24 protein-coding genes are annotated in these 24,873 nt (G+C 65.4%); 12 read left to right on the plus strand and 12 right to left on the minus strand.

Annotated elements, in window-relative coordinates; translation table 11 throughout:
• Positions 1-4: 4 nt before the first annotated feature.
• Positions 5-883, minus strand: coding sequence for an SPFH domain-containing protein (locus LWC34_RS54850; RefSeq protein WP_233734613.1), 879 nt, complete (start codon positions 881-883; stop codon positions 5-7).
• Positions 884-1,007: 124 nt separating this feature from the next.
• Between LWC34_RS54850 and LWC34_RS54855 the strand changes: the two genes are divergently transcribed.
• A complete protein-coding gene (locus tag LWC34_RS54855) occupies positions 1,008-1,490 on the plus strand; it encodes a DinB family protein (RefSeq protein ID WP_233734614.1) in 483 nt (160 codons plus the stop codon).
• Positions 1,491-1,528: 38 nt separating this feature from the next.
• Positions 1,529-2,392 carry an exodeoxyribonuclease III gene (locus tag LWC34_RS54860; RefSeq protein WP_443667764.1) on the plus strand — a complete coding sequence of 288 codons (864 nt, stop codon included), beginning with the start codon at positions 1,529-1,531 and terminating at the stop codon, positions 2,390-2,392.
• Here LWC34_RS54860 and LWC34_RS54865 read toward each other — a convergent pair.
• Both LWC34_RS54865 and LWC34_RS54870 read right to left on the minus strand, forming a co-directional pair.
• Entirely contained in the window at positions 2,385-2,765 is a 381-nt protein-coding gene (locus tag LWC34_RS54865) for an RNHCP domain-containing protein (protein WP_233734618.1), read from the minus strand. The two genes, LWC34_RS54860 and LWC34_RS54865, sit on opposite strands and share 8 nt — an antisense overlap.
• Positions 2,765-3,106 (minus strand): RNHCP domain-containing protein, encoded by a 342-nt coding sequence (locus LWC34_RS54870; RefSeq protein ID WP_233734619.1) that lies wholly within the window; start codon positions 3,104-3,106, stop codon positions 2,765-2,767. Before LWC34_RS54870 ends, LWC34_RS54865 begins: the two co-directional genes overlap by 1 nt.
• 262 nt (positions 3,107-3,368) lie before the next feature.
• Here LWC34_RS54870 and LWC34_RS54875 point away from each other — a divergent pair, with 262 nt between their 5' ends.
• From LWC34_RS54875 to LWC34_RS54890, 4 genes are all read left to right on the plus strand, one after another.
• Complete coding sequence (locus LWC34_RS54875) at positions 3,369-4,094, plus strand: class I SAM-dependent methyltransferase (protein WP_233734621.1); 726 nt, start codon at positions 3,369-3,371, stop codon at positions 4,092-4,094.
• Positions 4,095-4,122: 28 nt separating this feature from the next.
• Complete coding sequence (locus LWC34_RS54880) at positions 4,123-4,941, plus strand: GNAT family N-acetyltransferase (protein WP_233734623.1); 819 nt, start codon at positions 4,123-4,125, stop codon at positions 4,939-4,941.
• 84 nt (positions 4,942-5,025) lie between these two features.
• Positions 5,026-7,077 carry a DNA gyrase/topoisomerase IV subunit B gene (locus tag LWC34_RS54885; protein ID WP_233734625.1) on the plus strand — a complete coding sequence of 684 codons (2,052 nt, stop codon included), beginning with the start codon at positions 5,026-5,028 and terminating at the stop codon, positions 7,075-7,077.
• 21 nt (positions 7,078-7,098) lie between these two features.
• Entirely contained in the window at positions 7,099-10,896 is a 3,798-nt protein-coding gene (locus tag LWC34_RS54890) for a DNA topoisomerase (ATP-hydrolyzing) (RefSeq protein ID WP_233734626.1), read from the plus strand.
• A 54-nt stretch (positions 10,897-10,950) separates the two neighbouring features.
• Here the strand turns inward: LWC34_RS54890 and LWC34_RS54895 are convergent, their stop codons facing one another.
• Both LWC34_RS54895 and LWC34_RS54900 read right to left on the minus strand, forming a co-directional pair.
• Positions 10,951-12,321 (minus strand): polysaccharide lyase 6 family protein, encoded by a 1,371-nt coding sequence (locus LWC34_RS54895; protein WP_233734628.1) that lies wholly within the window; start codon positions 12,319-12,321, stop codon positions 10,951-10,953.
• Positions 12,322-12,612: 291 nt separating this feature from the next.
• Positions 12,613-13,014, minus strand: coding sequence for a hypothetical protein (locus tag LWC34_RS54900; protein WP_233734630.1), 402 nt, complete (start codon positions 13,012-13,014; stop codon positions 12,613-12,615).
• A 582-nt stretch (positions 13,015-13,596) separates the two neighbouring features.
• Between LWC34_RS54900 and LWC34_RS54905 the strand changes: the two genes are divergently transcribed.
• The gene (locus tag LWC34_RS54905; RefSeq protein WP_233734632.1) at positions 13,597-15,189 is read left to right on the plus strand and encodes a phytoene desaturase family protein; all 1,593 of its coding nucleotides are present in this window, start codon (positions 13,597-13,599) and stop codon (positions 15,187-15,189) included.
• On the opposite strand, the gene LWC34_RS54910 is transcribed toward LWC34_RS54905, so the two are convergent.
• Complete coding sequence (locus LWC34_RS54910) at positions 15,167-15,622, minus strand: SRPBCC family protein (protein WP_233734634.1); 456 nt, start codon at positions 15,620-15,622, stop codon at positions 15,167-15,169. The genes LWC34_RS54905 and LWC34_RS54910 overlap by 23 nt on opposite strands.
• Complete coding sequence (locus LWC34_RS54915; protein WP_250109484.1) at positions 15,619-16,155, minus strand: hypothetical protein; 537 nt, start codon at positions 16,153-16,155, stop codon at positions 15,619-15,621. Before LWC34_RS54915 ends, LWC34_RS54910 begins: the two co-directional genes overlap by 4 nt.
• 62 nt (positions 16,156-16,217) lie before the next feature.
• Between LWC34_RS54915 and LWC34_RS54920 the strand changes: the two genes are divergently transcribed.
• Positions 16,218-16,916 carry an esterase/lipase family protein gene (locus tag LWC34_RS54920; RefSeq protein WP_233734637.1) on the plus strand — a complete coding sequence of 233 codons (699 nt, stop codon included), beginning with the start codon at positions 16,218-16,220 and terminating at the stop codon, positions 16,914-16,916.
• Here LWC34_RS54920 and LWC34_RS54925 read toward each other — a convergent pair.
• Together LWC34_RS54925 and LWC34_RS54930 are read right to left on the minus strand one after the other, a co-directional pair.
• Entirely contained in the window at positions 16,913-17,077 is a 165-nt protein-coding gene (locus LWC34_RS54925; RefSeq protein ID WP_233734639.1) for a hypothetical protein, read from the minus strand. The two genes, LWC34_RS54920 and LWC34_RS54925, sit on opposite strands and share 4 nt — an antisense overlap.
• A gap of 74 nt (positions 17,078-17,151) precedes the next feature.
• Complete coding sequence (locus tag LWC34_RS54930) at positions 17,152-18,096, minus strand: lipase family alpha/beta hydrolase (RefSeq protein WP_233734641.1); 945 nt, start codon at positions 18,094-18,096, stop codon at positions 17,152-17,154.
• A 117-nt stretch (positions 18,097-18,213) separates the two neighbouring features.
• On the opposite strand from LWC34_RS54930, the gene xylB reads away from it, so the two are divergent.
• Together xylB and LWC34_RS54940 are read left to right on the plus strand one after the other, a co-directional pair.
• A complete protein-coding gene (gene xylB, locus LWC34_RS54935) occupies positions 18,214-19,491 on the plus strand; it encodes a xylulokinase (RefSeq protein WP_233734643.1) in 1,278 nt (425 codons plus the stop codon).
• A 49-nt stretch (positions 19,492-19,540) separates the two neighbouring features.
• Complete coding sequence (locus tag LWC34_RS54940; RefSeq protein WP_233734644.1) at positions 19,541-20,032, plus strand: methylated-DNA--[protein]-cysteine S-methyltransferase; 492 nt, start codon at positions 19,541-19,543, stop codon at positions 20,030-20,032.
• On the opposite strand, the gene LWC34_RS54945 is transcribed toward LWC34_RS54940, so the two are convergent.
• Positions 20,023-20,565: a DM13 domain-containing protein gene (locus LWC34_RS54945; protein ID WP_233734646.1), complete on the minus strand. Its 543-nt coding sequence runs from the start codon at positions 20,563-20,565 to the stop codon at positions 20,023-20,025. The two genes, LWC34_RS54940 and LWC34_RS54945, sit on opposite strands and share 10 nt — an antisense overlap.
• Before the next feature lie 100 nt (positions 20,566-20,665).
• On the opposite strand from LWC34_RS54945, the gene LWC34_RS54950 reads away from it, so the two are divergent.
• Together LWC34_RS54950 and tuf are read left to right on the plus strand one after the other, a co-directional pair.
• Entirely contained in the window at positions 20,666-21,718 is a 1,053-nt protein-coding gene (locus LWC34_RS54950) for a WD40/YVTN/BNR-like repeat-containing protein (RefSeq protein WP_233734648.1), read from the plus strand.
• A 218-nt stretch (positions 21,719-21,936) separates the two neighbouring features.
• Entirely contained in the window at positions 21,937-23,118 is a 1,182-nt protein-coding gene (gene tuf, locus LWC34_RS54955; protein WP_233734650.1) for an elongation factor Tu, read from the plus strand.
• Between the two features lie 57 nt (positions 23,119-23,175).
• Here the strand turns inward: tuf and LWC34_RS54960 are convergent, their stop codons facing one another.
• Both LWC34_RS54960 and LWC34_RS54965 read right to left on the minus strand, forming a co-directional pair.
• Positions 23,176-24,057, minus strand: a complete 882-nt coding sequence (locus tag LWC34_RS54960; RefSeq protein ID WP_233734651.1) for a S1 family peptidase — start codon at positions 24,055-24,057, stop codon at positions 23,176-23,178.
• A gap of 61 nt (positions 24,058-24,118) precedes the next feature.
• Positions 24,119-24,685 carry an rRNA adenine N-6-methyltransferase family protein gene (locus LWC34_RS54965; protein WP_308200315.1) on the minus strand — a complete coding sequence of 189 codons (567 nt, stop codon included), beginning with the start codon at positions 24,683-24,685 and terminating at the stop codon, positions 24,119-24,121.
• Positions 24,686-24,873 lie beyond the last annotated feature (188 nt).

The raw sequence follows: 24,873 nt of genomic DNA on the forward strand, positions 1-24,873 counted from the left end.
CACTCTATTTGTTCGGCGACACCATGATCGGTGATCCCTGCGGCACCGGCAGCACCTGCACCTTGCCGGACTTGATCGCCTCGTTGACCGCCTGCTGTTGCTGATACGCCTGGTAGCCGGGGATTCCGCCGGGGAAGTTCGCGGCCGCCTGCTTGTCCACGTCCGCCGCCTGGCTGCGCAGCTCCGCCGCTTGCTTGTCGGTCAGGCCCTGCACCAGGCCCGGCTGAATGCCTGGCTTCTGCAGCAGCACCGAATTGATCGTGATCAGATCGACGCCCTGGGTCAGGCTCTTGAGCACTTCGGGCAGTTGGTTGAGCACGTCCCGTTCCCATTGCGCTTTCGATGGCGCGTCGGTGTACAGCTTCTGCCACGGGTATTTCAGCGCTTCGTTGTCCGTTGCCCGGTCGAGTGCGGCGCCGACGTAATTGCGCAACAACGAGTTCCAGCCGGGTTGCATCTGCTCGCCGCCGTCGGACGGCGCCGCGTCGTACTTGTAGGCGATCAGTTCGTGGAACATCTGGATTTTCCCGCCAGGCCACAGTTTCCCGGTCGGGTCGGTGAACTCCGTGCAGTCCGTGTTCAGGGTGAACTTGACCGTCCCGGTCACCTTGATCTCCTGCGAGTCCTGCGTCGTCGACGTCAGCGGTGCCGAGTCGATGCCGTCGCCGTCGCCGAAGGTGAAGTCCCGCTGACCTTTCGGGTAGTAATAGTGATCGTCGTTGACGTCACTGACATCCCGGTCGGTCTCGCACTCCACGAATTTCCGCGAGTCGAACGGACCGGCGCCGTATTGCAAGGAGACCTCGCTCGAGGTCGGATTCGCGATGGAACACGCGGTCAGCATGATGGCGAGCACGGGTAAGGCGACGAGACGGCGCTTCATGGTTTCCCCTCAGCTGGAATGGTTGAGCGCAGATTGTGCCACGGTCCGGCCGGGACCCATCCCAATACACGACAGGAACATTCCGGTACGAAAAACCGCTTCCCTTTCGTGACACGATTACGCAATGCGTGACCTGCTGCGGTGGCAGTTCGACCTGACCTGGTCCCTGCTGGAACTGCACCTGGCCGAGCTGACGGCCGACGATTTCCGATGGCAGCCCGCAGCGCACACGTGGGCGGTCCGCGACGGCGTGCCGGACTGGGCCGACACCGAGCCCGACCCGATCCCAGTGCCGACGATCGCATGGGTCACTTGGCATATCGGCTGGTGGTGGTCGGTCACCCTGGATCACGCGAGCGGCCGGACACCACGCGATCGCACCGCGATCGGCTGGCCTGGTGACGGCGATCCCGCCGTCAAATGGTTGCGGGACTTGCGGGCCGAGTGGATCGAAGTGCTCGCCGACATCGATCTCACCGCACCCGCGCCATTTCCGTGGCAGGACGATCCGGCGATGACCGTCGCCCATATGGCCGGTTGGGTGAATTCCGAGTTGATGAAGAACGTGGCGGAGATCGGTCAGTTACGGCTTCTGCGCGGCGCTTAGATCTGTGGCTTGTTTCCCGGAGGGCTAACGTGTGCGGCGTGCGTGTAGCGACATGGAACGTGAACTCGGTCAGGCAGCGTGTGCCCCGGCTGTTGCCATGGCTGGACCAGCGCCAACCCGATGTCGTGTGCCTGCAGGAGACGAAGCTCGCCGACGAGGCCTTCACCGCGCTGCTGGGCGAAGACCTCAGCGAGCGTGGCTATGAGGTCGCGTTGAACGGTGAAGTGCAATGGAACGGCGTCGCGATCCTGTCCAAGGTTGGTCTTGAGGACGTGACGGTCGGTTTGCCCGGCGCGCCTGGTTTCCCCCATACCGAGGCGCGTGCGGTGTCGGCGACGTGCGACGGCGTACGGGTGCACTCGGTCTACGTGCCCAATGGGCGGACGCCGGACTCGGACCATTACAAGTACAAGCTTGAGTGGCTGGCGGCGTTGCGTGACGTCGTTAAGACGGGCCCTGCGGCGGTTGTGGTGTGCGGCGACATGAACATCGCGCCGACGGACGCGGACGTGTTCGACCCGGCGGCCTACATCGGGCACACGCATGTGACGCCTCCTGAGCGGGCCGCGTTGGCTGAGCTGCAGGCGTTGGGGCTGCACGATGTCATGCGGGACAAATGGCCGGACAACCGCGTCTTCACCTACTGGGACTACCGGGCAGGCATGTTCCACCAGGACTTGGGCATGCGGATCGACCTCGTCCTGGCCAGTTCTCCTGTGGCCCAACGAGTACAGGCGTCGTGGGTGGACCGGCAGGCGCGCAAGGGCACCGGGCCGAGCGATCACGCGCCCGTGATCGTCGACCTCGACACCGCGCCTGACGGCGACATCGGACCGGTTGTGCCACCGCCGTCCGCTCCCGCCGCCAAGCGCGGTTCCAAGAAACTGCCCCAATCTAAATAGGCAGCCGCGAAGCCAACGGCCGCAACGCGATACGCAGCAGAACGAGCGCGTTGTCGTCACCGGCAACGCGGTTGGCGCTGAGCTCGCCGCACGCCACGCAGCTATGGATGATCATCCATTCGCCGTCAGGCCGGACGGACAGGCTCAACGCCACCATCCGGCCACGGCATGTCGCCCGCCGGTCGCCTGGGATCCGGCCGTCGACGTGCAGGCTGGTCAGGCAGTTCGGGCAATGGTTGCGATGCGCGGTTCCCGGTGCGTAGAAGGGCACGTCAAGACGGCAGCCGACGCATCGGAACGCGTCGCCTGGGTTGTCTCGGCGGTTGTCTTTCGCACGCTGCGGGACACCACGACCAGGGTTTCTTCTGGGCATCACAGACCACCGAACGCTTCCAGTGGGAACGGTGGCTGAGCCAGCGGCCGTACCGCCATGCGGATCAGCACGAGCTGGTTGTCATCCGTACTGATCGAGTTGGAGGTCAGCTCGTCGCACCTCGTGCACCGATGGATGATCATCCAGTCGCCGTTGCGCAGCACGGCGATCGAGATCGGGATCATCCTCGACTGGCACTCCGCGTCCACGGTGTGCTGTGAATGCAGGCAGCTGGGGCAGTGATTGCGCAGCCGCCCGTCCGGGGCCTGCCTGGACACGATCAGTCCACATCGGAGACAGGTGAACGTGTCCGTGCTGAGATAGGGGTTCTTGATGGACAACTGTGTGCTCCTAGCCGGGATTCGACTTCCAAGATCACCGGAAGGAGGGCGTCGAGCCACACAACGCCGGGAACGCGCTTACTCGGCGCCCTCGGAGCGCACGGTCATAAACCATCTACTTTCTAGGGCCGCACCGGGCCCGGGTCGGATTTCCGGCAAGGTAGCAACACCGCTGAGCCGCGCGCCACCGATTTTTCACCCGAACCGGCGGCATTCCGCGCATACAACGAAGTTCCGGATTGCGGGAATCTAAGCTGAGGGGATGCTGTACGACTCGATTGGGGTCGGGTACACCACCGCGCGGCGGACCGACCCGAGGTGGATGTCGGCGATCCTTGCGGCACTGGGGGAAGCGCGGACCGTGCTGGACATCGGCGCGGGAACCGGCAGCTACGAGCCGGTGGATCGTGCGGTCTACGCGGTCGAGCCGTCCAGCGAGATGATCAGCCAGCGCGGCCCCGACGCCCCGCCGGTCGTCCGCGCTGTCGCGGAATCCTTGCCCTTCAGGGATTCCGCGGTTGACACCGTCCTTGCCGTGCTGACCGTCCATCATTGGACGGATTGGCGCAAAGGCATCGCCGAGCTCAAGCGCGTCGCGTCCCAGCAGGTCGTGCTGGCCTACGACACCCGGCTGCACTCCGAGTTCTGGTTCGTCCAGGAGTACGTGCCGCAGATCGCCGAACTGGAGCTGGCCCGGCCGTCGGCGCCGGACATCGCCGAGGAACTCGGCGCGGACTACATGATTCCGTTGCCGGTGCCGTGGGATTTCACCGATGGGGTGTTTCCCGCGTACTGGCGGCGTCCTGAGGCTTATCTGACCGCACGGGTCACGTGTTCCGCTCTTGCGCAGACCCCGAAGGTCGCGGTCCAACGCGGATTGATCAAGCTCCATGCGGACCTGATCGACGGCACGTGGCAGAGACGGCACGCGGACCTGCTGGAACTCGACGAGTACGACGCGGGGTTCCGGCTGATAGTCAGTCGCTAATCCACCGTGCCTTACGTACGGTGCCCCCATGCTGATCAGGCGTATCGACGCGACAAGGCTGGATGACTGTCTCGCGCTGGCCGCGGGGCGCAAGTGGTCCGCGGAGCCGCACAAATGGGGGTTGTTGTTCGAGATCGGCGACGTCTACGGGATCGACGATCCCGACGGCGGACTGGCCGGCTGCGTGGTCTGTACCAGCTACGGAACACGGTTGTCCGGTATCGGCATGATGCTCGTCGCCGAGAAGTTCGGCAGGCAGGGCCTTGGCGGGCAGCTGATGAAGCACGCGATGGCCGAAGCCGGGACCGAGTCGACGTGGCTGACCGCGACCACCTACGGCCAGCCGCTCTACGAGAAACTCGGGTTCCGCTCGATCGGGGATTCCTACATCTATCGCGGCGAGTTCCGGCCACCCGCGTCCGGCGCCTCCCGTCCAGCGTCCACAAAGGACATGGCGGCGATCGCGGCGCTGGATGCCGAGGTCTTCGGCGCGCCGCGGCCCGAGGTGCTCGGCAGGCTGCCGGTATTCACCGAACAGCTGCGTGTGATCGAGGGCACGGAAGGCATTCGTGGATACGCGGCTGCCTGGCGTAACGTTGACGACACGGTGATCGGACCGGTTGTCGCCGATAACGAAACCATGGCGAAGAACCTGATCTCCGATCTGGCCGCCGGGATCAGCACCACGGTCCGGCTCGACCTCGACGATACCCACCCTGAACTGCGGGAATGGGTGGAGGGGCTGGGCATCGCACGAGGGATGCGGACCGAGGTGATGGTGCACGGAGCGTCACTGCCCGGTGACCGGAAACGTCTGTTCCTGCCCCTCAGTGTCGCGACAGGCTGAGAGTCTTCGAACAGACTGTCGGTGGGTACGGATACTCTCTCTACTCGCCGCACCTAGCAAACGACTCTTGGGGAGAGCGACGTCGTGACAGCCGAGACCATCTACGGGGCCGACGACCTGACGCACCTCGAAGGGCTTGAGGCTGTCCGCAAGCGCCCGGGGATGTACATCGGGTCGACCGACAGCCGTGGCATCAACCACCTCTTCACCGAGATCGTGGACAACTCGACCGACGAGGGCATCGCCGGGTTCGCCAAGCGGATCGTCGTCACCCTGCACGCCGACGGCAGCGTGCAGGTCGATGACGACGGCCGTGGCATCCCGACCGGTGTGCACAAAAAGTCTGGTCTGTCCGGTGTCGAGCTCGTCCTGACCAGGCTGCACGCCGGTGGCAAGTTCGGTGGGTCGGGCTACAAGGCCTCCGGTGGTCTGCACGGTGTCGGCGCCTCGGCGGTGAACGCGTTGTCCCTGCGGTACGACGTCGTGGTCAAGCGTGAGGGCAAGGTCCACGAGATCTCGTTCGCACAGGGCCTTGCCGGTGTGTTCGACGGTCCAGGGCCGAAGGCGAAGTTCACCAAGCAGCCCGGCCTCGTTGTCACCGGCCGGATGAAGCGCGGCGAGAAGACCGGAACGTCCACTCGGTACTGGTACGACTCGCGGTACTTCGAGAACGGCGCCGCGCTTGACCATGAGGCGGTCCGGGCCAAGCTGCGCAACACCGCGTTCCTCGTCCCCGGTGTCACCTATGTATTGCGTGACGCGACGCAAGGCGCGATCGAGGAAGAGACGTTCCACTTCCCCAAGGGCCTGACCGACATGGTCGAGTTTCTCGCTCCGGACAGCGAGAAGCCGGTCACCGCGACGATGGTGATCAACGGGACGGGCACGTACTTCGAGAACGCTGCCGACGAGAACGGCGTGATGCGCTCCAAAGTGGAGCGTCAGGCCGAGGTCGAGGTCGCGTTCCGCTGGGGCACCGGCTATGACCGGGTCGTCGAGTGCTTCACCAACACGATCCGCAACGTGCACGGCGGCACGCACCGCAAGGGTTTCGAGCGGGCCGCGCTGAAGTCGTTGCAGGAGGCCATTTCCAAGACCCGTGGCCTGCTCAAGCCCAAAGAGGACCCGCCGCAGCTCGACGACGTGCTCGAAGGTATGACCGCGGTCATCCACGTGCGCATCCCCGAGCCGCAGTTCACCTCGCAGACCAAGGACGAGCTGTCCACCGCCGGTATCACCAAGGTCATCCAGGGCATCGTCGAGCGGCACATCAAGGCGTGGACCGAGGACCGCAAAACCAAGTCCGAAGCCAAGATCGTGCTGCAGAAGATCGTCGACGCGGCGCGTGTGCGGCTGACCCAGAAGCAGCAGAAGGACGCCGCCCGGCGCAAGACCGCGCTGGAAGGCGCGGCCATGCCGCCGAAACTGGTCGACTGCCGGACAACGGGCGTGTCCCGCAGCGAACTGTTCCTCGTCGAGGGTGACAGCGCGCTCGGTTCGGCCCGGATGGCGCGGGTTTCGGAGTACCAGGCGCTGTTGCCGTTGCGCGGCAAGATCCTCAACGTGCAGAAGGCCAGCCTGGCCGACACCCTGCGCAACGCCGAGATCGCCTCGATCGTGCAGGTGCTCGGCGCTGGCTCGGGCCGCACGTTCGACCTGACGCAGATGCGCTACGGCCGCGTGATCCTGATGGCCGACGCCGATGTGGACGGCTCGCACATCCGGACCCTGCTGATCACCTTGTTCGCCAAGTACATGCGGCCGGTGATCGAGGACGGCAGGCTGTACGCCGCGATGCCGCCATTGCACAAGGTCGTCACCAAGGGCCGCAACCCGCAGACCAAGTTCACCTTCACCCAGCGCGAGATGGAGACCACGGTCGCCGCGCTGGAGAAGGCGGGCAAACAGGTCGTCACCCCGGTGCCCCGGTTCAAAGGTCTCGGCGAGATGGACGCGGACGAGTTGTGGGAGACCACGATGAACCCGTCGACCCGGTCGGTCCGCCGGATCAGCATCAATGACGTGCAAGCAGCCGAGGACGCACTCGAACTGCTGATGGGCGAGAAAGTCGAACCGCGGCGCAACTGGCTGGTCGAGTCGTCCAGCCGGGTTGACCGTGAAGCGATCGACGTCTGACACAGAGAAGAGCACTGACCAATGGCACGCCGCAAAGGCACCACGACCACCCGGGTCGATCCGAGCGCGTTCGACAGCGCGGGCGCCAACGTCATCGACAACTCGTTGAAGACCGAGATCGAGGACTCCTACCTGGAGTACGCCTACTCGGTCATCCACTCGCGGGCCCTGCCGGACGCGCGGGACGGCCTCAAGCCGGTGCACCGCCGCATCCTGTACTCGATGCAGGAGAACGGCCAGCGCCCCGGCACGCCGTACGTGAAGTCGTCACGTGTCGTAGGCGACTGCTTCGTCCGTGGCGCACTGGTGTCCACACCAGAGGGCCTGATGCCGATCGAGGACATCGAAGTCGGTGACCTCGTGCTCGACGGCAAGGGACAGTACGTCCCCGTCACGGCGGTGTACGAGAACCCGGTATCGGACCTGGTCCGTATCAAGTGGACCAACGGGCACACCATGCTGGTGACCCCCGGGCAGCGGTTCCGTACCGTCACCGAGGATCTGACAGTTGACTGGACTGACGCCAGGGACCTGACCGGACAGCTCACTGTCGGCTTCGGCCAGAAACGACAGTGGAACCTGCCGCTGCACGGCGGTGACATGGGCAGCTATGTACTCGGTCTGATCGTGGCCGAAGGTTTCGCGGTGGATCGGGCGAGGCAGGCTGACGGTCGCGTGCGCATCCACATGTGCGACCAGGAGCCCATTGACGTCGCTCATGGCTGGGCCATCGAGAACGGCGTGAAGGTCACACGGACAGTCAGGCAGGCTCAGCAGCCAGCGCATCGTGACCAGCACGTTCTCACGTTCGCGCGGAACTACGGTTTGTTGGAGGCTGGCACTCCGCACAGCGAGCACAAGAGTGTTCCGCGCAGCGTCATCGAAGACCGGTCCGAATGGATGCCATTCCTCGCCGGACTGTTCGACGGCGACGGCTACGTCCGGAAGAACAATCGCGAGATCGTCTTCGTCAGCACGAGCGAGCAGCTGGTGCGTCAGGTCTATTCCATGCTCGCGGATCTCGGTATTCACGGACATCACTGGTCACGTGCCGGTGCTGGCAGCCACAAGACGCTGCTGGGCTTGTCCGTGTCCGGACAGGATGCCGCGGTGCTTGCCGAGGCCCTGCTGCACTGGAGTTCGGTGTCGCACAAGGTCGAAGGGCTCCGCAGGCTTACTGAGATCGACCTTCGCTATGGCGGGAAACAAGGCAACGACCGGCTGCCGAACCGGGCAGTCATGGCTGAGTTCTCCGCCGCTCATGTCGGTGGCGGATGGTTCCGTGATGGTGATGGAACCGCGTTCCGCACTTCATTGTCCGCCAACAGTGGTGCGCCAGTGCGATACGGCAAGGACAGGCACGGCACAGCACTCGCTGATCGTTCGTTCTCGTTGTCTCGGGCCGAAACCGATGGCTGGAATCTCAAGCTGCGCCGGATAGGGTCCGACCTCGCGGAGCGGTTCGACGAGTTGTCCGGGCTGTCGTTCCTCGCAGTCGAGTCGGTGGAACCGGTCGCGCCGGACACGACGTACGACATCCAGGTCGGTACCGAAGAACATGCCTTCGTCGTTGAGGGTTTCGTCGTCCACAACTGCATGGGTAAGTACCACCCGCACGGTGACTCGGCGATTTATGACGCCATGGTGCGGATGGCGCAGGACTTCTCGCTCAACTCGCCGCTGATCGACGGCCACGGAAACTTCGGTTCGCCCGACGACGGCCCGGCTGCCTCCCGGTACACCGAGGCGCGCATGTCGCCGGAGGCGATGCTGCTGGTCGGCGAGCTTGGCGAGGAGACCGTCGACTTCCGGCAGAACTACGACGGTTCGTTGCAGGAGCCGTCCGTGCTGCCCGCGGCTTTCCCGAACCTGTTGGTGAACGGGACCTCGGGTATCGCGGTTGGTATGGCCACCAACATGATCCCGCACAACCTGGGTGAGGTCGTCGCGGCAGCGCGGTGGCTGATCAACCATCCGGACGCGTCGCTGGACAAGCTTATGGAGTTCGTGCCGGGACCGGACCTGCCTACGGGCGGCATGTTGCTGGGGCTCGACGAGGTTCGTAAGGCCTACGAGACCGGTCGCGGGGTTGTCCGTATGCGGGCTCGCGCGGAGACGGGTCTGTTGGAGGGGAGCCGCGGCCGTCAGGCGATCACGGTGACGGAGCTGCCGTACGGCGTTGGCACCGAGCGGATCATCGAGAAGATCACCGATGAGGTGAACAAGTCCAAGCGGCTCACCGGGATCGCGGACGTCAAGGACCTGACCGACCGGGAGAACGGCACCCGGCTGGTCATTGAGTGCAAGGTCGGCGTGAACCCGCAGGCGCTGCTTGCCGATCTCTACCGGCTCACGCCGATGGAGCAGTCGTTCGGCATCAACAACCTGGTGCTTGTGGACGGTCAGCCGCAGACGTTGGGGCTCAAGGCTTTGCTCGACGTCTTCCTCAAGCACCGCTACGAGGTCGTCACCCGGCGGACCAAGTATCGCCGCCGTAAGCGCGAGGAACGCCTGCACCTGGTCGAGGGTCTGCTCAAGGCCCTGATCAACATCGACAAGGTGATCAGGCTGATCCGCAACAGTGAGGACGCCGCGGCCGCCAAAGACGGCTTGATGAAGCAGTTCAAGCTGTCCGAGATCCAGGCTCAGTACATTTTGGACACCCCGCTGCGCAGGCTGACCAAGTTCGACCGGATCGAGCTCGAAGGCGAGCAGGACAAGCTGAACGCGGAGATCGCCGAGCTGTCCAAGATCCTCGACGACCCGGCGGTGCTGCGCCGCACGGTGTCCAACGAGCTGGGCAAGGTCGCCAAGGACCTGACGAGCGAGCGCCGGACCGCGCTGATCGACGGTGATCTCAAGGAGGTGCTGGCGGCATCCGTGCCCGCCGGTCCGCTGGAGGTCGCCGACGACCCGTGCCAGGTGATCCTGTCCGCGACCGGTCTCGTGGCCCGGACCGCGGCCGAGTCCGAAGAGGCAAGCGAGGCGAGGCGCCGCAACGGCCGAGCCAGGCATGACACGGTTGCTGCGATCGTGCATTCGACTGCGCGTGGCCAGGTCTTGTTGGTGACCAACAGAGGCCGCGCGTTCAAGACCGCTGTGCTGCCGTTGCCCGTGCTGCCCGAAGCATCCGGCACAGTGTCGCTTGGTGGCGGCATGCCGACCAGAGAACTTGTGCCGCTGGAAAAGGGCGAGAAGGTCGTCGGCATCGCGCCGCTCGGCGAGCAGGCCGCCGGATCGCCGGGTCTGGCCGTCGGCACGCGGCACGGCGTGGTCAAGATCGTCGCGCCGGAATGGCCGGTACGGTCCGACGAATTCGACGTCATCACGCTCAAGGACGGCGACGAGATCGTCGGCGCCACCTGGCTTACAGACGGCACCGAGACTTTCGCGTTCGTCGCGTCCGACTCGTCGCTGCTGCGCTTCTCCTCGACCCTGGTCAGGCCGCAGGGCTTGAAGGGCGGCGGGATGCAAGGCATCAACCTGGGCAAGGAAGCCGAGGCCATCTTCTTCGCGGCGGTTCGTACCAATGACGACGAGCACGGCAAGCCCATGGTCGTGACGTCGACTGGGATGAGCGTCAAGGTCACGCCGTTCTCGCAGTACCCGCCGAAGGGCCGTGCCACAGGCGGCGTCCGTACGCACCGGTTCCTCAAGGGAGAGACGAAGCTCGTGCTGGCATGGGTCGGCCCACGACCGGCCGGTGCGTCCAGCACCGGCTCAGCCGTGGAACTGCCTGAACCAGACGAGCGCCGCGACGGCTCGGGTCACGCGCACCCAGGCCCGGACGTCATCGGCCACATCATCGAACGCGACTAAAACCCCAGCTCACCCCTCGTGAGTGGTTAGCAGGGTTAGAACGCGGCTAACCACTCACGAGGTGGGGCCGACGTCGGCGGTGGTCAGCGGCTTGCGGGAACCGCCGAGTTCGTCCGCGCCGACGTCGAACCGGCCCGAGCGGGTCTGCAGGTCTATGTCCGAGGTCACGTACGAGTACGTGCCCGAAGAGGTGTCGATGGCCGGGCTGCCCGCGGCCAGTCGCGAGATCCCGTGCGAGTCGCGGACCAGCCGGGGATCGACCGAGCGGTACCCGTTCGGCATCCCGGCGCTGCCGCCCCAAGCGATGTTGCCCTCGTAGCGCACGGTCGAACCGCTGACCATGTCCACGAGTGTGCCGCCGGTGCCGATGATGATGTTGTTGGCCACCACGCAGTCCTTGGGGCTGAATGCTCCGCCGTCGCTGTCGATCACAGCGCTCGTGCCCAGAACTGTGTTGTAGGCCACCGTGACCCGGTCTGGTCGGTCATGACCGGTGCTGGTCGGGCCGCTGTCCGCCTCGGAACCTGAGCCGAACACGATCGCGCGGCCACCCGAGGCGGCCACGTAGTTGTTGATGATCCTGTGGTCGTTGCCGTGGAAGCGGATCCCGGAGTTGCCGAAGATGACGTTGCCTTCGACCGTCGTGCGATGGCCGTGGCGCAACACGATGAAGCCTCGGCTGTCGCGAATGGTGTTGTAGCGCACGATGTTGTCGGACGCCTTCACCGAGATCGCCTCGGGATCGCCGTTCGCGCGTTCGAACAGGTTGTACTCCACGACCGCGTTCGCGGAGTACGACTGCTTGTGGCTGTAGCCAAGGCGGATCGACTCGCCGCCGTTGGCGCCGCTGAAGGTGTGGTTGTAGAAGTAGTTGTGGTGGATCCGGGTTCGCTTCGCCACGTCCGTGCTCGGCCCGGCGATCTGTAGGAACACTCCTTCGGTACTGCGGTTCTGGAAGGTGTTCCGGTCGACTTCGACGTCGTTTCCGTTGATGGTCACCCAGTTCCCGCCACCGCTGAGCTGGACAGTGTTGCGGGTCAGGCGGATGTGGTGCGCGTCCGAGGGGACCGACAGCGAGCCGCCGTGCCGCAGATTGAACCCTTGCAGGACAACGTTGTTCACGCCACCGGCGAACAAGAATCCGGTGGAGCCCCGGATCTCGGCGCGGCCGGTGTTGGCCGCTGTCACCGTGACGGGCGCGGACGAAGTGCCGGAACGTCGGATCTGTATCGCGCTCGTGGCGTTGTACGAGCCGTCCGCGAGCTCGATCCGGTCGCCTGGATTCGCCGAGTTCAACGCGTTCTGCAGTGCGGTCAAACTGGTCACTCTGATGGTCGCGGCAGCGGCTTCACCAGGGAAAACAGTCAGACCGGCGAGCAGGGTGAGGAACACAGGCCCAAAAAAAGACACAACACTGTGTCGCATCATCGCCAACTTCCGTGAAAGGACATGGTCCGTTGGCGGCGGACAGGTAGGACGTTATGCATCGACTGGGTGCGAGTCAACAAAGACGGCCCCTGGTCCCGATGATCGGAACAAGGGGCCGCGGTAGCAGGAACCTACGAGCAGCTGGAGCAGCAACCACATCCGGGACCGCTGCACGAACCGCAACATCCGCATGTACCTTGCATCGCTCCTCCTTTCCAGGCCGCACCCACGTTTTCACGGTAGCCACGAGGTATTCATGCACGTACCGCTACGTGAGTGACGCCCGGTTCAGGGGCGGCGCCAGCGCAGACCGCCGCGGCTGTTCATACACACAAGCGGGTCGCCGGAACGGCTGATGCCGACCGCGCCTTCCTGATCGCAGCGCGCGCCTTCCCTGACGAACGGGATGCCGGGCAACGTCGGGATGGTGATCGTCGGTTCGGTGGGAGTCGGGGTGACCGTCTTCTTGGTCGGCGGTGGGGTGGTGGTTTTGGTGGTCGGCTTGATCACCGGCGCCGGGATGCTCGCTTCCCACGTGGGTGTCCAGGACGGCGTCGTCTCGGTCGGGGTGGGATCGACCGAGGTCGGAACCCCGCCGAAGGTCGGGATCTTGACCGGTTTGCCCTCGCTGGCCTGCGTACACGCGGCACTGACCATGGCGACCGCGGCTATAGCCGAGCCGATCGCCAAGGCGCCTCTTCGTCGGAGCTGGCGGCGCTGCCCTCCGACCTTCGCTCGGTTCGCACCGGGACCGAGCCACTTTGAACGTGTGAACATCGGATGTGTAGTCCGTTCTGAAGCTGGGGAGCCTCAGATGCCTGCTCGCAGGGGTCGCGGAGGAGTGAGCGGGCATCACGGCTTGACCGCGACCATCGGACGATGGGGCCGAAGGCCGGGTCTCGCTGGTGGTGAACACCGGGCCGGGCTGGCACCCCGATCCGGTGGGGATCACCACCGAACATGTTGACTTGTCAAAGGGACTGCGGTTCTCCGGCGGTCGAGCGGGCCGGTGGTCGAACACTACAACACCGAAGCCGGTGAGCAACTGTCCTGAATGTCCGTGATGACCGAATGGTTGTCATCGGCGCGAAATTCGATCCTCGCTGGATGATCGACGGGGGGTGTGCGGCAGGCGGTGGCCGTTGAGTCCAATGTGGATAGTCCGGAGTCGGGGTGGCGGAAACCAATAGTGGACCGTGCCCGGATCGAAGGGGAGTGAGGCGGAAACCGTGCAAACCGGCATTGAACCGCGCTCCTGTGGTACCCAGAATCATGCGGGACGTCGAGGCGGTAGACGCGGTAGTCATCGGCGCGGGGCCGAACGGTCTGGTCGCGGCCAACATTCTGGCCGACGCGGGCTGGTCGGTGCTGGTACTGGAGGCGGCCGACGAACCCGGCGGCGCCGTGCGCACCGGCGAGATCACGGCTCCCGGTTTCCGAAACGACCTGTTCAGCGCCTTCTACCCGCTCGGCGCCGGATCACCCGTGATCGCCGGACTCGACCTCGAGCGATACGGACTGCGCTGGCGGCACGCCCCCGAAGTCCTGGCGCACGTCCTGCCTGATGACCGCGCGGTTTTGCTGTCCCGTGACCTGAACACCACCGCCAAGTCGCTGGAGACGTTCGCGCCCAAGGACGGCGACGTCTGGCGAGCCGAGTTCGCCAAGTGGCAACGGATCCGTGATCATCTCCTGAACGCCATCACGGGCCCGTTCCCGCCGGTCCGCGCGGCTGGCGGCCTGGCACGCACGCTTGGCGCGGCCGACATGCTCCGGTTCATGCGGATGGCCACGCTGCCTGTGCGCAAACTTGGCGAGGAGTGGTTCAAGGGCGAAGGCGGGAGGGTTCTGCTCGCGGGCAACGCGATGCACACCGACCTCGGCCCTGACCAGGCGGCGAGCGGCATGTTCGGCTGGCTGCTGACCATGCTTGGCCAGGACATCGGCTTCCCGGTTCCGGAGGGTGGCGCGGGATGCCTGACCGACGCGTTGGTCAATCGGCTCACAGCACGTGGCGGCCGGGTTGAATGCGGCAGGCGCGTAACCAAAGTGCTCACAGCCTCTGGGACAGCTGTTGGCGTGCGTGATGTGCACGGCGAGTTGGTAAGGGCCACTCGTGCTGTGCTCGCCGATGTCCCGGCTCCGTTGCTGTACTTGGATTTGGTCGGCGAGGAGCACCTGCCGGACCGGCTGCTGACTGACCTGCAACGGTTCGAATGGGACGACGCGACCATCAAGGTGGACTGGGCGTTGTCCGGGCCTGTGCCGTGGATCGCGCAGGAAGCCGTCCTTGCCGGGACCATCCACCTTGGCGGCGACGTCGACGGGCTCGCCGGGATCAGCAACGACCTGGCCTGCAACCGCGTGCCACGCAACCCGTTCCTGCTGATCGGCCAGATGACCACAACCGATCCGACCCGTTCACCAGCGGGAACCGAGGCGATGTGGGCTTACACGCACGTGCCCGCTGGTCAGTGGACCCCTGACCGGCTCAAACGTCGTGCGGACCGGATCGAGCAAGTTATCGAGAAACACGCGCCGGGCTTCCGTGACCTGATCACCGCGCGGGTCGTGGCCGGTCCGGCGGAGCTGCAAGAACTCAACCCGAGCCTGGTGGACGGCGCGATCAACCAGGGCACCACGGCAATCCATCAAGAGCTGATCTTCCGCCCAGTGCCAGGAACTGGACGCGCGGACACTCCCATCGACCGTCTTTTCCTCGCGGGCGCGTCGGCTCATCCCGGCGGTGCGGTACACGGCGCCGCCGGTGGAAACGCGGCCCGCGCGGCGTTGGCGCGTAGCAAGTGGACCGGCGGCGCGTACCTCACGATGAATAAGGCACTCAACCGGATGCTGTACGGGTGACCCTGCCGACGGCGATGTCGCACAAGCGGCTGAGCGACTCACGGTTACGGGGCACAAGCACAGCCGACTCGATCAGATCGGGAATGAGCTTGCCGACACCACTCGTGCCGTGCTCGGTCATCACCACCTCGGTCTGACTGGGTGCGATCTCGTTGAGGTCCAAGCGGATCCGGGCGGTGCCAAGCGGCCACAGCCGCGCTTGCAGTTCAAGCAGGGCAGGCGGTTCGACGGCACGCACCACTGTGATGTCGTGCGCGACCAGCGGCCAGATGCCCACGCTGTGATGTAGCCGCGTCCCTTCGGCTGGCCATTTGTCGTCCACGTCGCGGATGTGTGACGCGCCGACCACCCAACAGACGTACATCCAGCCGTCGGCGAGCACATCCCAGACGTGCTCGCGGGCGACCGGCATCGTCATCCGGACCTCGCTCATGACGCCCCGCCCAGCGCTTCGGTCCCGGCGCGGGCCCGGAACGGTTCGAGCAGCTTGCGTTGGGTGTCAGCGCGCTCGATCAGCCCGTCGAAGTCCACCTCCGGTACCCGCTTGCCCAGCTCAGCCTGGTCACGCAGGGTGGCCCACATCTGTTTCTTGCCGTCGATGCCCATCGCGAGGAATTCGAGCTCCACGAACCGGCTCAAGGGCGAATACGCCGACAAGCGGCCGTTGAGCTTCAACCGGCCCAGTCGCTCCGCGGCCGCGGCCATGCCGACCTTGAGCGGGTTCATCGGAACGCCGACCCGCCGCATGAGCTCACGGAACGTCTCGACATCCTCGCCGATCTGCTGTGCGACTTCGGCAAGGGGTTCACCGAACTCGGTGTCCCTGTTCTCCTGTTGGGCGCGCCTGGCCAGGTCGCGCCACAACACGCCCATCGCGAGTTGGTCGTTGAGGTACACGCCTAGAAAATGGTTCACCCTCACCGGGTACCCGACTTCGCCGCTGGCACGCGTTTGCAGTGCCGCCACCCGGGTATTACCTAGCAATGTGGACACTGCTGCAGCCGCGATCCCGTTCGGGGGAAAGCGTTTTGAGAGCGTTGGCGGGTGCACGCGGACTGTTGCGTGATCCGGTGTGGCATAGCGCCGATCCAGGCGAAGGCCGTGGGGTTGGCGTTCTTCTTGTTCCTGGATTCGGTTTCCCGGACTGGAGTCTGGCGCTGACAAGCAGTTGGCTCGCAGCGCGCGGGTACCGTCCAGTTGGCTCGCGGATCGGGTTCAATCTCGGCTGTACAACGGATCTGGTTGATCGGTTGGCGCGTGGCTTGACGCGGCACGCGGCCGAGACCGGCGGCAAGGTGATCCTGCTTGGCCAGAGCCGCGGTGGTTGGCTTGCGCGGTTAGTCGCGTCGCGGCTGCCCGGATTGGTCCGTGGACTGATCATGTTCGGCACGCCCGTGCTGGATCCACTTGGTGCGAAGCCGGAAGCGGTACGGACCGCGCGAATGCTGACCCGGCTCTCGGCGCTCGGGTTGCCCGGCTTGCTCAGCGAGGATTGCTTTACCGGACGGTGTTTCCGAACTTCGAAGGCCGCGCTGGACGCGCCGCTGCCATCGGGGATCCAGGCGGTGTCGGTGTATTCCAAGACCGATGGTGTTGTGCCGTGGCAGTTGTGCCTTGATCCGTACGCAGACTGGACCGAGATCCAGTCCAACCACGTCGGAATGGGTGTGGCTCCGGCGTTCTACCGGGCGATCGCACCGCGGCTGGCGGGCTGGGCGGCCGCCTAGCCTGTCTGTTCCTTGCCTTCGTCGTCAACGTGTTCGTCGTATTCGCGGTTGACCTTGCGCATGAGTTTCTTGGCGTCGACGTCTAAATCCGGAACTTCGGGCGTGCCAGGGGAATGCGGCGGGTCGGTCGTGATCGGCGTGGCTTTGTCCTGTTCGGTCATGTCATGTGAGTTCCCAAAGTTCGGATGTTCACACGTTCCGCCGAGGAGCCACCAGGCCCCTCGGCGGAATCGGGTTACGGACTGACCGGCACGAAGTGGCAGCGCACCGGTTTGGCATTGGCCGGGTCGAGTGCGTTCAGGATGACCTGGGTGGCGTTCGGGTCGAACGCGACCATGCCGTGCCCGGCGTAGTCCTGCGGGCACAGATTCTGCAGCACGACATCGGTCGCGTTGGGCGTCTTGAGGTACCCGCTGGAATACGGGACCACGGCTTCGTCGTACTTGGTCATGATCGTCGTGTACTTCACGCTCGGGTGGGCCACGCCGCCTTCAGCCATCTTGGCCAGGAAGTCCGACCCACGCAGGAACTGCCGTGCGGCAGGGAAAACGGCGTCGACCAACTGATCGACCACTGGGCCGAGGCCGAACATCCGGGCCAGGCTGTAGAAGTTCGCCAGGTTGGCGACGTTGCTGCCGCTCCACAGCGGAGTCAGGCCGACGTAGTCGCTGACTTTCGCCCCTCCGCCAAGGAACTTCACGTAGTAGTTGGGCATCAGGCTGCCCTCGGAGTGGCCGACGATGTCGACCTTGCGCGCACCGGTGGCAGCCAGCACGCGGTCGACGAACGCGCTGAGCTCGACGGCGCTCTGTTCCATCGGGTTACGGCCGCCGATCTGGTTGATCGGGAACGGGGTGCCCGCGGGAACGCCGTAGGTCAGCGCGAAGACGCAGTAGCCGTTGTTCTTCAGCAGGGGAGAGATCGTCTGCCAGTTCGCGGTCATGTTCGCGCTGGCGCCGTGCACGAGCACGACCGGGTCGGGATGCGCGGCCGACGGCTTGCACGAGAAGTTGTTCGCGCCGGGCGGTGCCGAGCCTGGCCTGGTCAGCTGGGCTTCGGCGGCTTTGGCCAGTCCGGCGACGCCGTAGGAGACGGGATACTTCTGGTCCGCGGCGGCACTGGGAGAAAGCAGGGCCAGTGCCAGCACCACGGCCACGCTGCCGAGGAGAGCTGGACGCACAGGGATCTCCGTTATCTACTCGGGAGTAGGAATACCGATGGTGACTGCGCTCACACCCGGTGTCAATGACCCGCAATCAGTTCAGTCGGTAAACGAATTTGGCCCTAGGATGGGCGGATGGCGTTGGTCGCGGGCGTGGATTCGTCCACGCAGTCCACAAAGGTCGTGGTGTGTGACGCGGAGTCCGGGCAGGTGGTCCGCCAGGGCAGGGCGACACATCCGGACGGCACCGAAATTCACCCGGATGAGTGGTGGCGGGCGTACCAGGAGGCCACGTCCGACGGCCTGCTCGACGGCGTCGCCTCGCTCGGAATCGGTGGCCAGCAGCACGGTATGGTCACCCTCGACGCGGACGGCGAAGTCGTCCGGCCCGCGTTGTTGTGGAACGACACGCGCTCAGCGAAAGCCGCCGAGGACCTGATCCGTGAACTCGGCGGTCCGGCCGAATGGGCGAATGCCGTCGGATCGGTCCCGGTCGCCAGCTTCACCGTGACCAAGCTGCGCTGGCTGGCCGAGCACGAACCCGAACTCGCCTCGCGCGTGGCGACCGCAATGCTCCCGCACGACTGGCTGACCTGGAAGCTCACCGGCGAAATGGTTACCGACCGCGGCGACGCGTCCGGCACGGCCTACTACTCCGCGACCGATGGCGTCTACCGGGAAGACCTGCTGCAGAAGGCTTTCGGTCGAGTCCCACACCTGCCACGGGTGCTCGCGCCCGACGACGCCGCGGGTCGAACGCCGGATGGAATGCTGGTTTCGGCAGGTACGGGCGACAACATGGCGGCCGCGCTCGGGCTCGGTCTCGAAGTCGGCGACGTAGTCGTGTCCATCGGCACAAGCGGCACGGTCTTCGGTGTGACGGACAACTTCACGCCCGACATCTCCGGCGCGGTCGCCGGATTCGCCGACGCCACAGGCAGATTTCTGCCCCTGGTGGCCACGTTGAACGCCGCTCGCGTGCTCTCGGCGACCGCGAAGATGCTCGGCGTCGAACTGTCCGAACTGGACGAACTGGCGTTGTCCGTGCGGGACTCGGGCGGCTTGGAGTTCGTGCCCTATCTGGACGGTGAACGCACGCCGAACCTGCCGGACGCCACCGGTTCCCTGCTGAACATGCGGCGCGACAACATGACTCCCCAGAACGTGGCCCGTGCCGCGGTCGAGGGCATGCTCGGCGGCCTCGGCGCGGGACTCGATGCGGTGCGTGCGGTTGGCCTTGAGGCGCAACGGATCCTGCTGATCGGCGGTGGCGCTCGGTCGGCTGCCGTGCGGGCGATCGCGCCGGAGATCTTCGGTGTTCCGGTCGAGGTCCCGGCCACCGCCGAGTACGTGGCCCTGGGTGCGGCGCGTCAGGCAGCGTGGGCGTTGACCGGTCAGTACCCGGGATGGTGATGTCCGAATACCGCCAGTCCCGCTGGCAGCGAAGGGCCACACTGGTCCCATGAAGTGCCACACGATTATGGACACGCCGATCGGTCAGCTGACGCTGGTTGCCACCGATGGTGTGCTGAGCGGCCTGTACATGGAGAAGCAGCGTCACCTGCCGCCGTTCGAGACGTTCGGCCACCCCGACCCTTCGCCGTTCGGGCCGGTCATCGAGCAGCTGACCGAGTACTTCGCGGGCAAGCGGACCACGTTCGACCTGCCGCTGACGTTCGAGGGCACGGAGTTTCAGCGCACTGTCTGGCAGGCCCTGTGCGATATCCCTTACGGCGAAACGATTTCCTACGGCGAGCTGGCGTTGCGGCTCGGCAAGACGTTGGCGGCTTCACGAGCCGTTGGCCTGGCGAACGGCAAGAACCCGATCAGCATCATCGTGCCGTGTCACCGTGTTGTCGGCTCGACGGGCGACCTCACCGGTTACGGTGGCGGGATCGAGCGCAAGCGGTTCCTGCTGGACTTCGAGCGCGGCGACACCCTGGTCTACAGCTGAAGTGGCGCCGAGCCGAAGGCCACGTTGAACCGGTCGCACCAGATGACCACGCTGCGCAGGCCGTCGAGCGAGGTGCCAGGCGGGATCACGTAGTTCTGGTTTCCGTGGGTGGCTTTGAGTTCGCCGAGTTTGACCGCCCGGCCGTCGTCGTACTTGAACCAGTCGCCGCCAGCGGTCGCGTCGGTCAGCCAGACGTGCAAGTCGGGTCCGTCTGATGAGGACAGTCCGGTGAACCGCAGTACCCGTTGCCCGTCCGGAAGTTCGAGCACAGTCGCCTGGCCGGACGTGGCGTGTTCCTGCGAGACGAACGTGCCGGAAGTCAGTTCCTTCGGCTCTCTCGGTGGTGCAGGTGTCGCCGAGGTGGCGTTGGTGGCCGTTGGCGCGGCTTGGGTTTCCGCGACTGGCAGGGCCTCGTCGATCGTGCTGCTGGTGAACAACTTCCACGGCTGGAACGCCCACAGCGCGAAGGCGCCCGCGACCGCGAGGACGGCAAGGACCGCCCACGTCACCTTCCGTCGAAACAGTGCTCGCATGTGTCCATTAGACCGGCAAAAGGCGAGGAAACGCCCTTACCGGGTCCTTACGACTCTTGGCGGTGGCCGGTGTGCCGCCGATCCGGTAGCTTGCGGCCGCATGAGGTTGATTGCCGGTTTATCCGTGATCGCCCTGCTCAGTGGCATTGTCACAGCGGGTGCGACACCAGCGAACGCGTCCCATGGACCCCAGTGGCAGCTGCTGCAGACCGGAACGACAGCCCAGTTGCGTGGTCTGTCCGTTGTGGACGGCAAGACCGCGTGGGCGAGCGGCAGCCTCGGCACCGTGCTGCGGACCACGGACGGCGGCCAGACGTGGGCAAGTGTCGGCCCGCCGGACACCGCGACGCTGCAGTTCCGTGACATCGAAGCCTTCGACGCGAACACGGCCGTCGCGTTGTCCATCGGCAGCGGCGAGGACTCCCGGATCTACACCACCACCGACGGCGGAAAGTCCTGGACCGAGTCGTTCCGCAACCCCGACGCGAAGGCGTTCTACGACTGCATCGCCTTCTTCGACCGTCGCAACGGCCTGGCGCTGAGCGACCCGGTCGACGGCAAGTTCCGCCTGCTGTCCACCAGCGACGGCGGCAAGAGCTGGAAGGTCCTGCCGACCGACGGCATGCCCGCAGCGCAACCAGCGGAGTTCGCCTTCGCCGCGAGCGGCCAGTGCCTGGTCACCTCGGGCCACAAGGACGCGTGGATCGCGAGCGGCGGCGACGCCAAGGCCCGCGTGTTCCACACGAAGGACCGTGGCCTCAACTGGACCGTCAGCGACACCCCGATCCAGAGTGGCGCGAGTGCGGGCGTGTTCTCGGTGGCGTTCCGTGACACCAGGACCGGGATCGCGATCGGCGGCGACTTCAACCCGCAGAACCCGACCAAGGACGCCGTGGCACGCACCGGCGACAGCGGCAAGACCTGGAAGAAGCCGCCGCAGGCGCCCAAGGGATACCGTTCCGGCGCGACCTACATCCCGTACGTGCCGACCGGGATCCTGGCTGTCGGCCCGAGCGGCAGCGATATCAGCATCGACGGCGGCAACCACTGGTACCAGTTCGACTCCGGCAGCTTCGACACCGTCGACTGTGGCTGGGACGCGTCCTGCTGGGCGTCCGGCGAGAAGGGCCGGATCGCCAAAATCCGCTGGTAGAAAACCATTTGGCGAAGGGCTGTCAGCGAGCTACAGTCCTTCGCTATGTTCCGGATGATCGACGTGGCGACGCTGGCAGGCTTGAACCTGCTGAGCGTGCTGTCGGCATCCCTGGATAGCTGACCCTCCTCCCTTCCGCACTTCCTCCGCGGAGCCCGAGGAGGAGGGTTGTCGGTTCGCGGGTTCCGCGCTCCCAGCTTCCAGAAATCCAACGAACAATGAGCAAGCAGACTTACGTGCGTACCAAGCCGCACGTCAACATCGGCACGATGGGTCACGTCGACCACGGCAAGACCACGCTCACCGCGGCGATTACGAAGGTGCTCGCGGCGCAAAGCAACGGCACCAAGTACGTGGCCTTCGACAAGATCGACCGTGCGCCTGAGGAGATCGAGCGCGGGATCACGATCAACATCTCGCACGTCGAGTACGAGACGCCGACCAGGCACTACGCCCACGTCGACATGCCGGGGCACGCCGACTACGTGAAGAACATGATCACCGGCGCGGCCCAGCTCGACGGCGCGATCCTGGTCGTCTCGGCCGAGGACGGCTCGATGCCGCAGACCCGTGAGCATGTTGTGCTCGCGCGTCGAATAGGCGTCGAGCACATCGTCGTCGCACTGAACAAGGCGGACCTGGTGGCCGACAGCGACCTGCTCGACCTGGTCGAGCTGGAGGTCCGCGAGCTGCTGAGCCGCTATGGCTTCGACGGCGACGTGGTCCCGGTCGTGCGGGTGTCGGGCCTCAAGGCGCTTGAGGGCGACCCGGTGTGGGAGCAGCAGATCGTGGCGCTGCTCGCGGCGGTCGACGAGTACGTGCCGACCCCGGTACGACGGCTCGACCTGCCGTTCCTCATGCCGGTGGAGAACGTCATGACCATCACCGGTCGCGGCACGGTCGTGACCGGCGCGGTGGAGCAGGGCACGATCAAGCTCGGCGACACCGTCGAGGTGGTCGGTCTCGAGGAGACGTTCACCAGTGTCGTGACCGGACTTGAGATGTTCGGCAAGTCCCTTGAGCGAGCCGAGGCGGGTGACAACGCGGCGATCCTGCTGCGTGGGGTCAAGCGTGACCAGATCCGGCGTGGCCAGGTGCTGGCTCTGCCGGGAAGTGTTACGCCACACCGGAAGTTCCGTGCGGACACGTACGTGCTGACCGAGCAGGAAGGCGGCAGGCGTAAGCCGATTCACGACAACTACCGGCCGCAGTTCCACTTCCGGACCAGTGACGTGCCGGGCACCTTGACCGTCGACGTCCCGATGGTCATGCCGGGTGACAGCACGGAATTCGTGGTGGAGCTCGGTAAGGCGGTCGCGATGAGCAAGGGGCAGGGCTTCGCCATCCGTGAAGGCGGGATCACCGTCGCCGCGGGCACCGTGGCCGAAGTCCTGGACTGAAGGAACCCTCGTGAGTGGTTATCCACGTTAGAACACGGATAACCACTCACGACCAACCTATTGACCCAACCTGGCCCCAAAGACCTGCAAGGCCTCAGTTACCGGCTGGAAGAACGTGACCCCACCCTGCCTGCAGTCGCCCGAACCGCCTGACGTCAGGCCAAGCGCGGTGCCGTCCTGTGTGAACAGTGGACCGCCGCTGTCGCCGCCCTCGGCACACACCGTGGTCTGGATCAGCCCGGTGACACGGCCTTCCGGATAGTTCACGGTCGCGTTCAACCCGGTCACGCGGCCACTACGCAGCCCGGTCGTGCTGCCCATCCGCAGAACGTTCTGGTTCACACGCGGGTTCGCGGCGCGCTGGATCTGCACTGTCCTGCCGTTGCCAGTGTCCACAGTGCTCGGTGCATTGGTGTTGGCGTTGTTGTACGACAGCAAAGCGAAGTCGCCGTTGCCAGGGAACGTCGACTGCTGGACGGTCGCGACAGCTCTGCCGCCCTGCTGCACCGACCATTGGCGACCGGCGGCCGTGCAGTGCCCGGCGGTGAGAATGCCGGGGGCGCCGTTGCTCATGGTCACGTTGAAGCCCAACGAACACCGGCTCTGGCCCGCGAAGATCGCGTCGCCGCCCTCGGCGAGCAACCGGAACTGGCCGGGCGCCCGCACCACCTGGACCTTGTCGCTACGCGTGGTCAGCAAGTTGTTCCACTGCTCGGTGTTGACCGTGCTGTCGGCCGTGACCAGGGTTTGGCCGGTCTCCGGGTCGGTTGACCAGGCGGTGCCGACCATGCCGCGCATCTCGGTGAGGTTCGGCGCGGCTGGGCGCGAATTGTGCGCGCTGGCCTGGGGAATCGCGAAGGCGGCTGTGGCCGCTACGGCGACACCCGCGGCCGCGATGATCGCCTTTTTGCGGGTGATCTTCCTGTGTGCTTTGCGCATGGTGAAGCCCTCTCGGCGGGAAGTCCTTCACTACCCGTACGAGCGAATGGTGCGTACCGGTTCAACGGCGTTTTCTGATCACGAGATGAGCCGCGTCAACCCGTGGTGCGGGCCGGAAACAGCTCGCCGGGATCCGTCTTGCGACTCGCAGCTCGTATTTCCTGGCCCACTTGGCGGTCTCCGCGGTGCGCGCGGCGACGACCCGGCGCGCGAATCCCCACTCCACCACAAGGTCAGCGCCCACAAGGGAGCGTCGGGACAGCAGCCGTCGCAGCAGCACTGTGGACACTGCGAACGGAATGCTTGCCACCACAAAGAAATCTTTGCTGGGCAACGGGACCGTGCGTAGATCCGCGTGCACCACTTTGACCAGCGGTCGATCGGCGAACCGGCGGTTGAGTTTGCGCACGAACGCCGCGTCCCGCTCGATGGCGAGGATGCGTGACCCGGTCGCGGCAAGGGGAGCGGTGATCGTGCCGGGGCCCGCCCCGAAATCGATCACCAAATCACCCGGCCCCACTCCGGACGAACGGATCAACTGGCGGATCACGGCGTGTGCGGACAGAAAATGGACGCCCGAAGACCTGCTTGCAGGGTCGAGCATTGGCACAGAAGGGTTGGCATGCATGTGTCGGCTCCAGCGCGGAACAGAAGGTTCAGATGAGCGCTGTTGTTTGGAGGCGACAACGGCCAGCCAAGCCCGATAAAACGGACTCAGCTAAAGATCAGCAGGTCAACCGGGCCGCGCGCCTCACAGGCTGCGCAGCCGGCCCACGCCGAAGAGACATCCCACGGCGCTGACGTTATCAACCGGGC

The organism is Kibdelosporangium philippinense (assembly GCF_021390435.2).
GTDB lineage: Bacteria > Actinomycetota > Actinomycetes > Mycobacteriales > Pseudonocardiaceae > Kibdelosporangium > Kibdelosporangium philippinense.

Bases quoted from the DNA above. Each gene is read 5' to 3' on its own strand.
- LWC34_RS54850 (WP_233734613.1), bottom strand. From the start codon at position 883: ATGAAGCGCCGTCTCGTCGCCTTACCCGTGCTCGCCATCATGCTGACC.
- LWC34_RS54855 (WP_233734614.1), top strand. From the start codon at position 1,008: ATGCGTGACCTGCTGCGGTGGCAGTTCGACCTGACCTGGTCCCTGCTG.
- LWC34_RS54865 (WP_233734618.1), bottom strand. From the start codon at position 2,765: ATGCCCAGAAGAAACCCTGGTCGTGGTGTCCCGCAGCGTGCGAAAGAC.
- LWC34_RS54875 (WP_233734621.1), top strand. From the start codon at position 3,369: ATGCTGTACGACTCGATTGGGGTCGGGTACACCACCGCGCGGCGGACC.
- LWC34_RS54880 (WP_233734623.1), top strand. From the start codon at position 4,123: ATGCTGATCAGGCGTATCGACGCGACAAGGCTGGATGACTGTCTCGCG.
- LWC34_RS54890 (WP_233734626.1), top strand. From the start codon at position 7,099: ATGGCACGCCGCAAAGGCACCACGACCACCCGGGTCGATCCGAGCGCG.
- LWC34_RS54895 (WP_233734628.1), bottom strand. From the start codon at position 12,321: ATGCGACACAGTGTTGTGTCTTTTTTTGGGCCTGTGTTCCTCACCCTG.
- LWC34_RS54905 (WP_233734632.1), top strand. From the start codon at position 13,597: ATGCGGGACGTCGAGGCGGTAGACGCGGTAGTCATCGGCGCGGGGCCG.
- LWC34_RS54910 (WP_233734634.1), bottom strand. From the start codon at position 15,622: ATGAGCGAGGTCCGGATGACGATGCCGGTCGCCCGCGAGCACGTCTGG.
- LWC34_RS54925 (WP_233734639.1), bottom strand. From the start codon at position 17,077: ATGACCGAACAGGACAAAGCCACGCCGATCACGACCGACCCGCCGCAT.
- xylB (WP_233734643.1), top strand. From the start codon at position 18,214: ATGGCGTTGGTCGCGGGCGTGGATTCGTCCACGCAGTCCACAAAGGTC.
- LWC34_RS54940 (WP_233734644.1), top strand. From the start codon at position 19,541: ATGAAGTGCCACACGATTATGGACACGCCGATCGGTCAGCTGACGCTG.
- LWC34_RS54945 (WP_233734646.1), bottom strand. From the start codon at position 20,565: ATGCGAGCACTGTTTCGACGGAAGGTGACGTGGGCGGTCCTTGCCGTC.
- LWC34_RS54950 (WP_233734648.1), top strand. From the start codon at position 20,666: ATGAGGTTGATTGCCGGTTTATCCGTGATCGCCCTGCTCAGTGGCATT.
- tuf (WP_233734650.1), top strand. From the start codon at position 21,937: ATGAGCAAGCAGACTTACGTGCGTACCAAGCCGCACGTCAACATCGGC.
- LWC34_RS54960 (WP_233734651.1), bottom strand. From the start codon at position 24,057: ATGCGCAAAGCACACAGGAAGATCACCCGCAAAAAGGCGATCATCGCG.
- LWC34_RS54965 (WP_308200315.1), bottom strand. From the start codon at position 24,685: ATGCATGCCAACCCTTCTGTGCCAATGCTCGACCCTGCAAGCAGGTCT.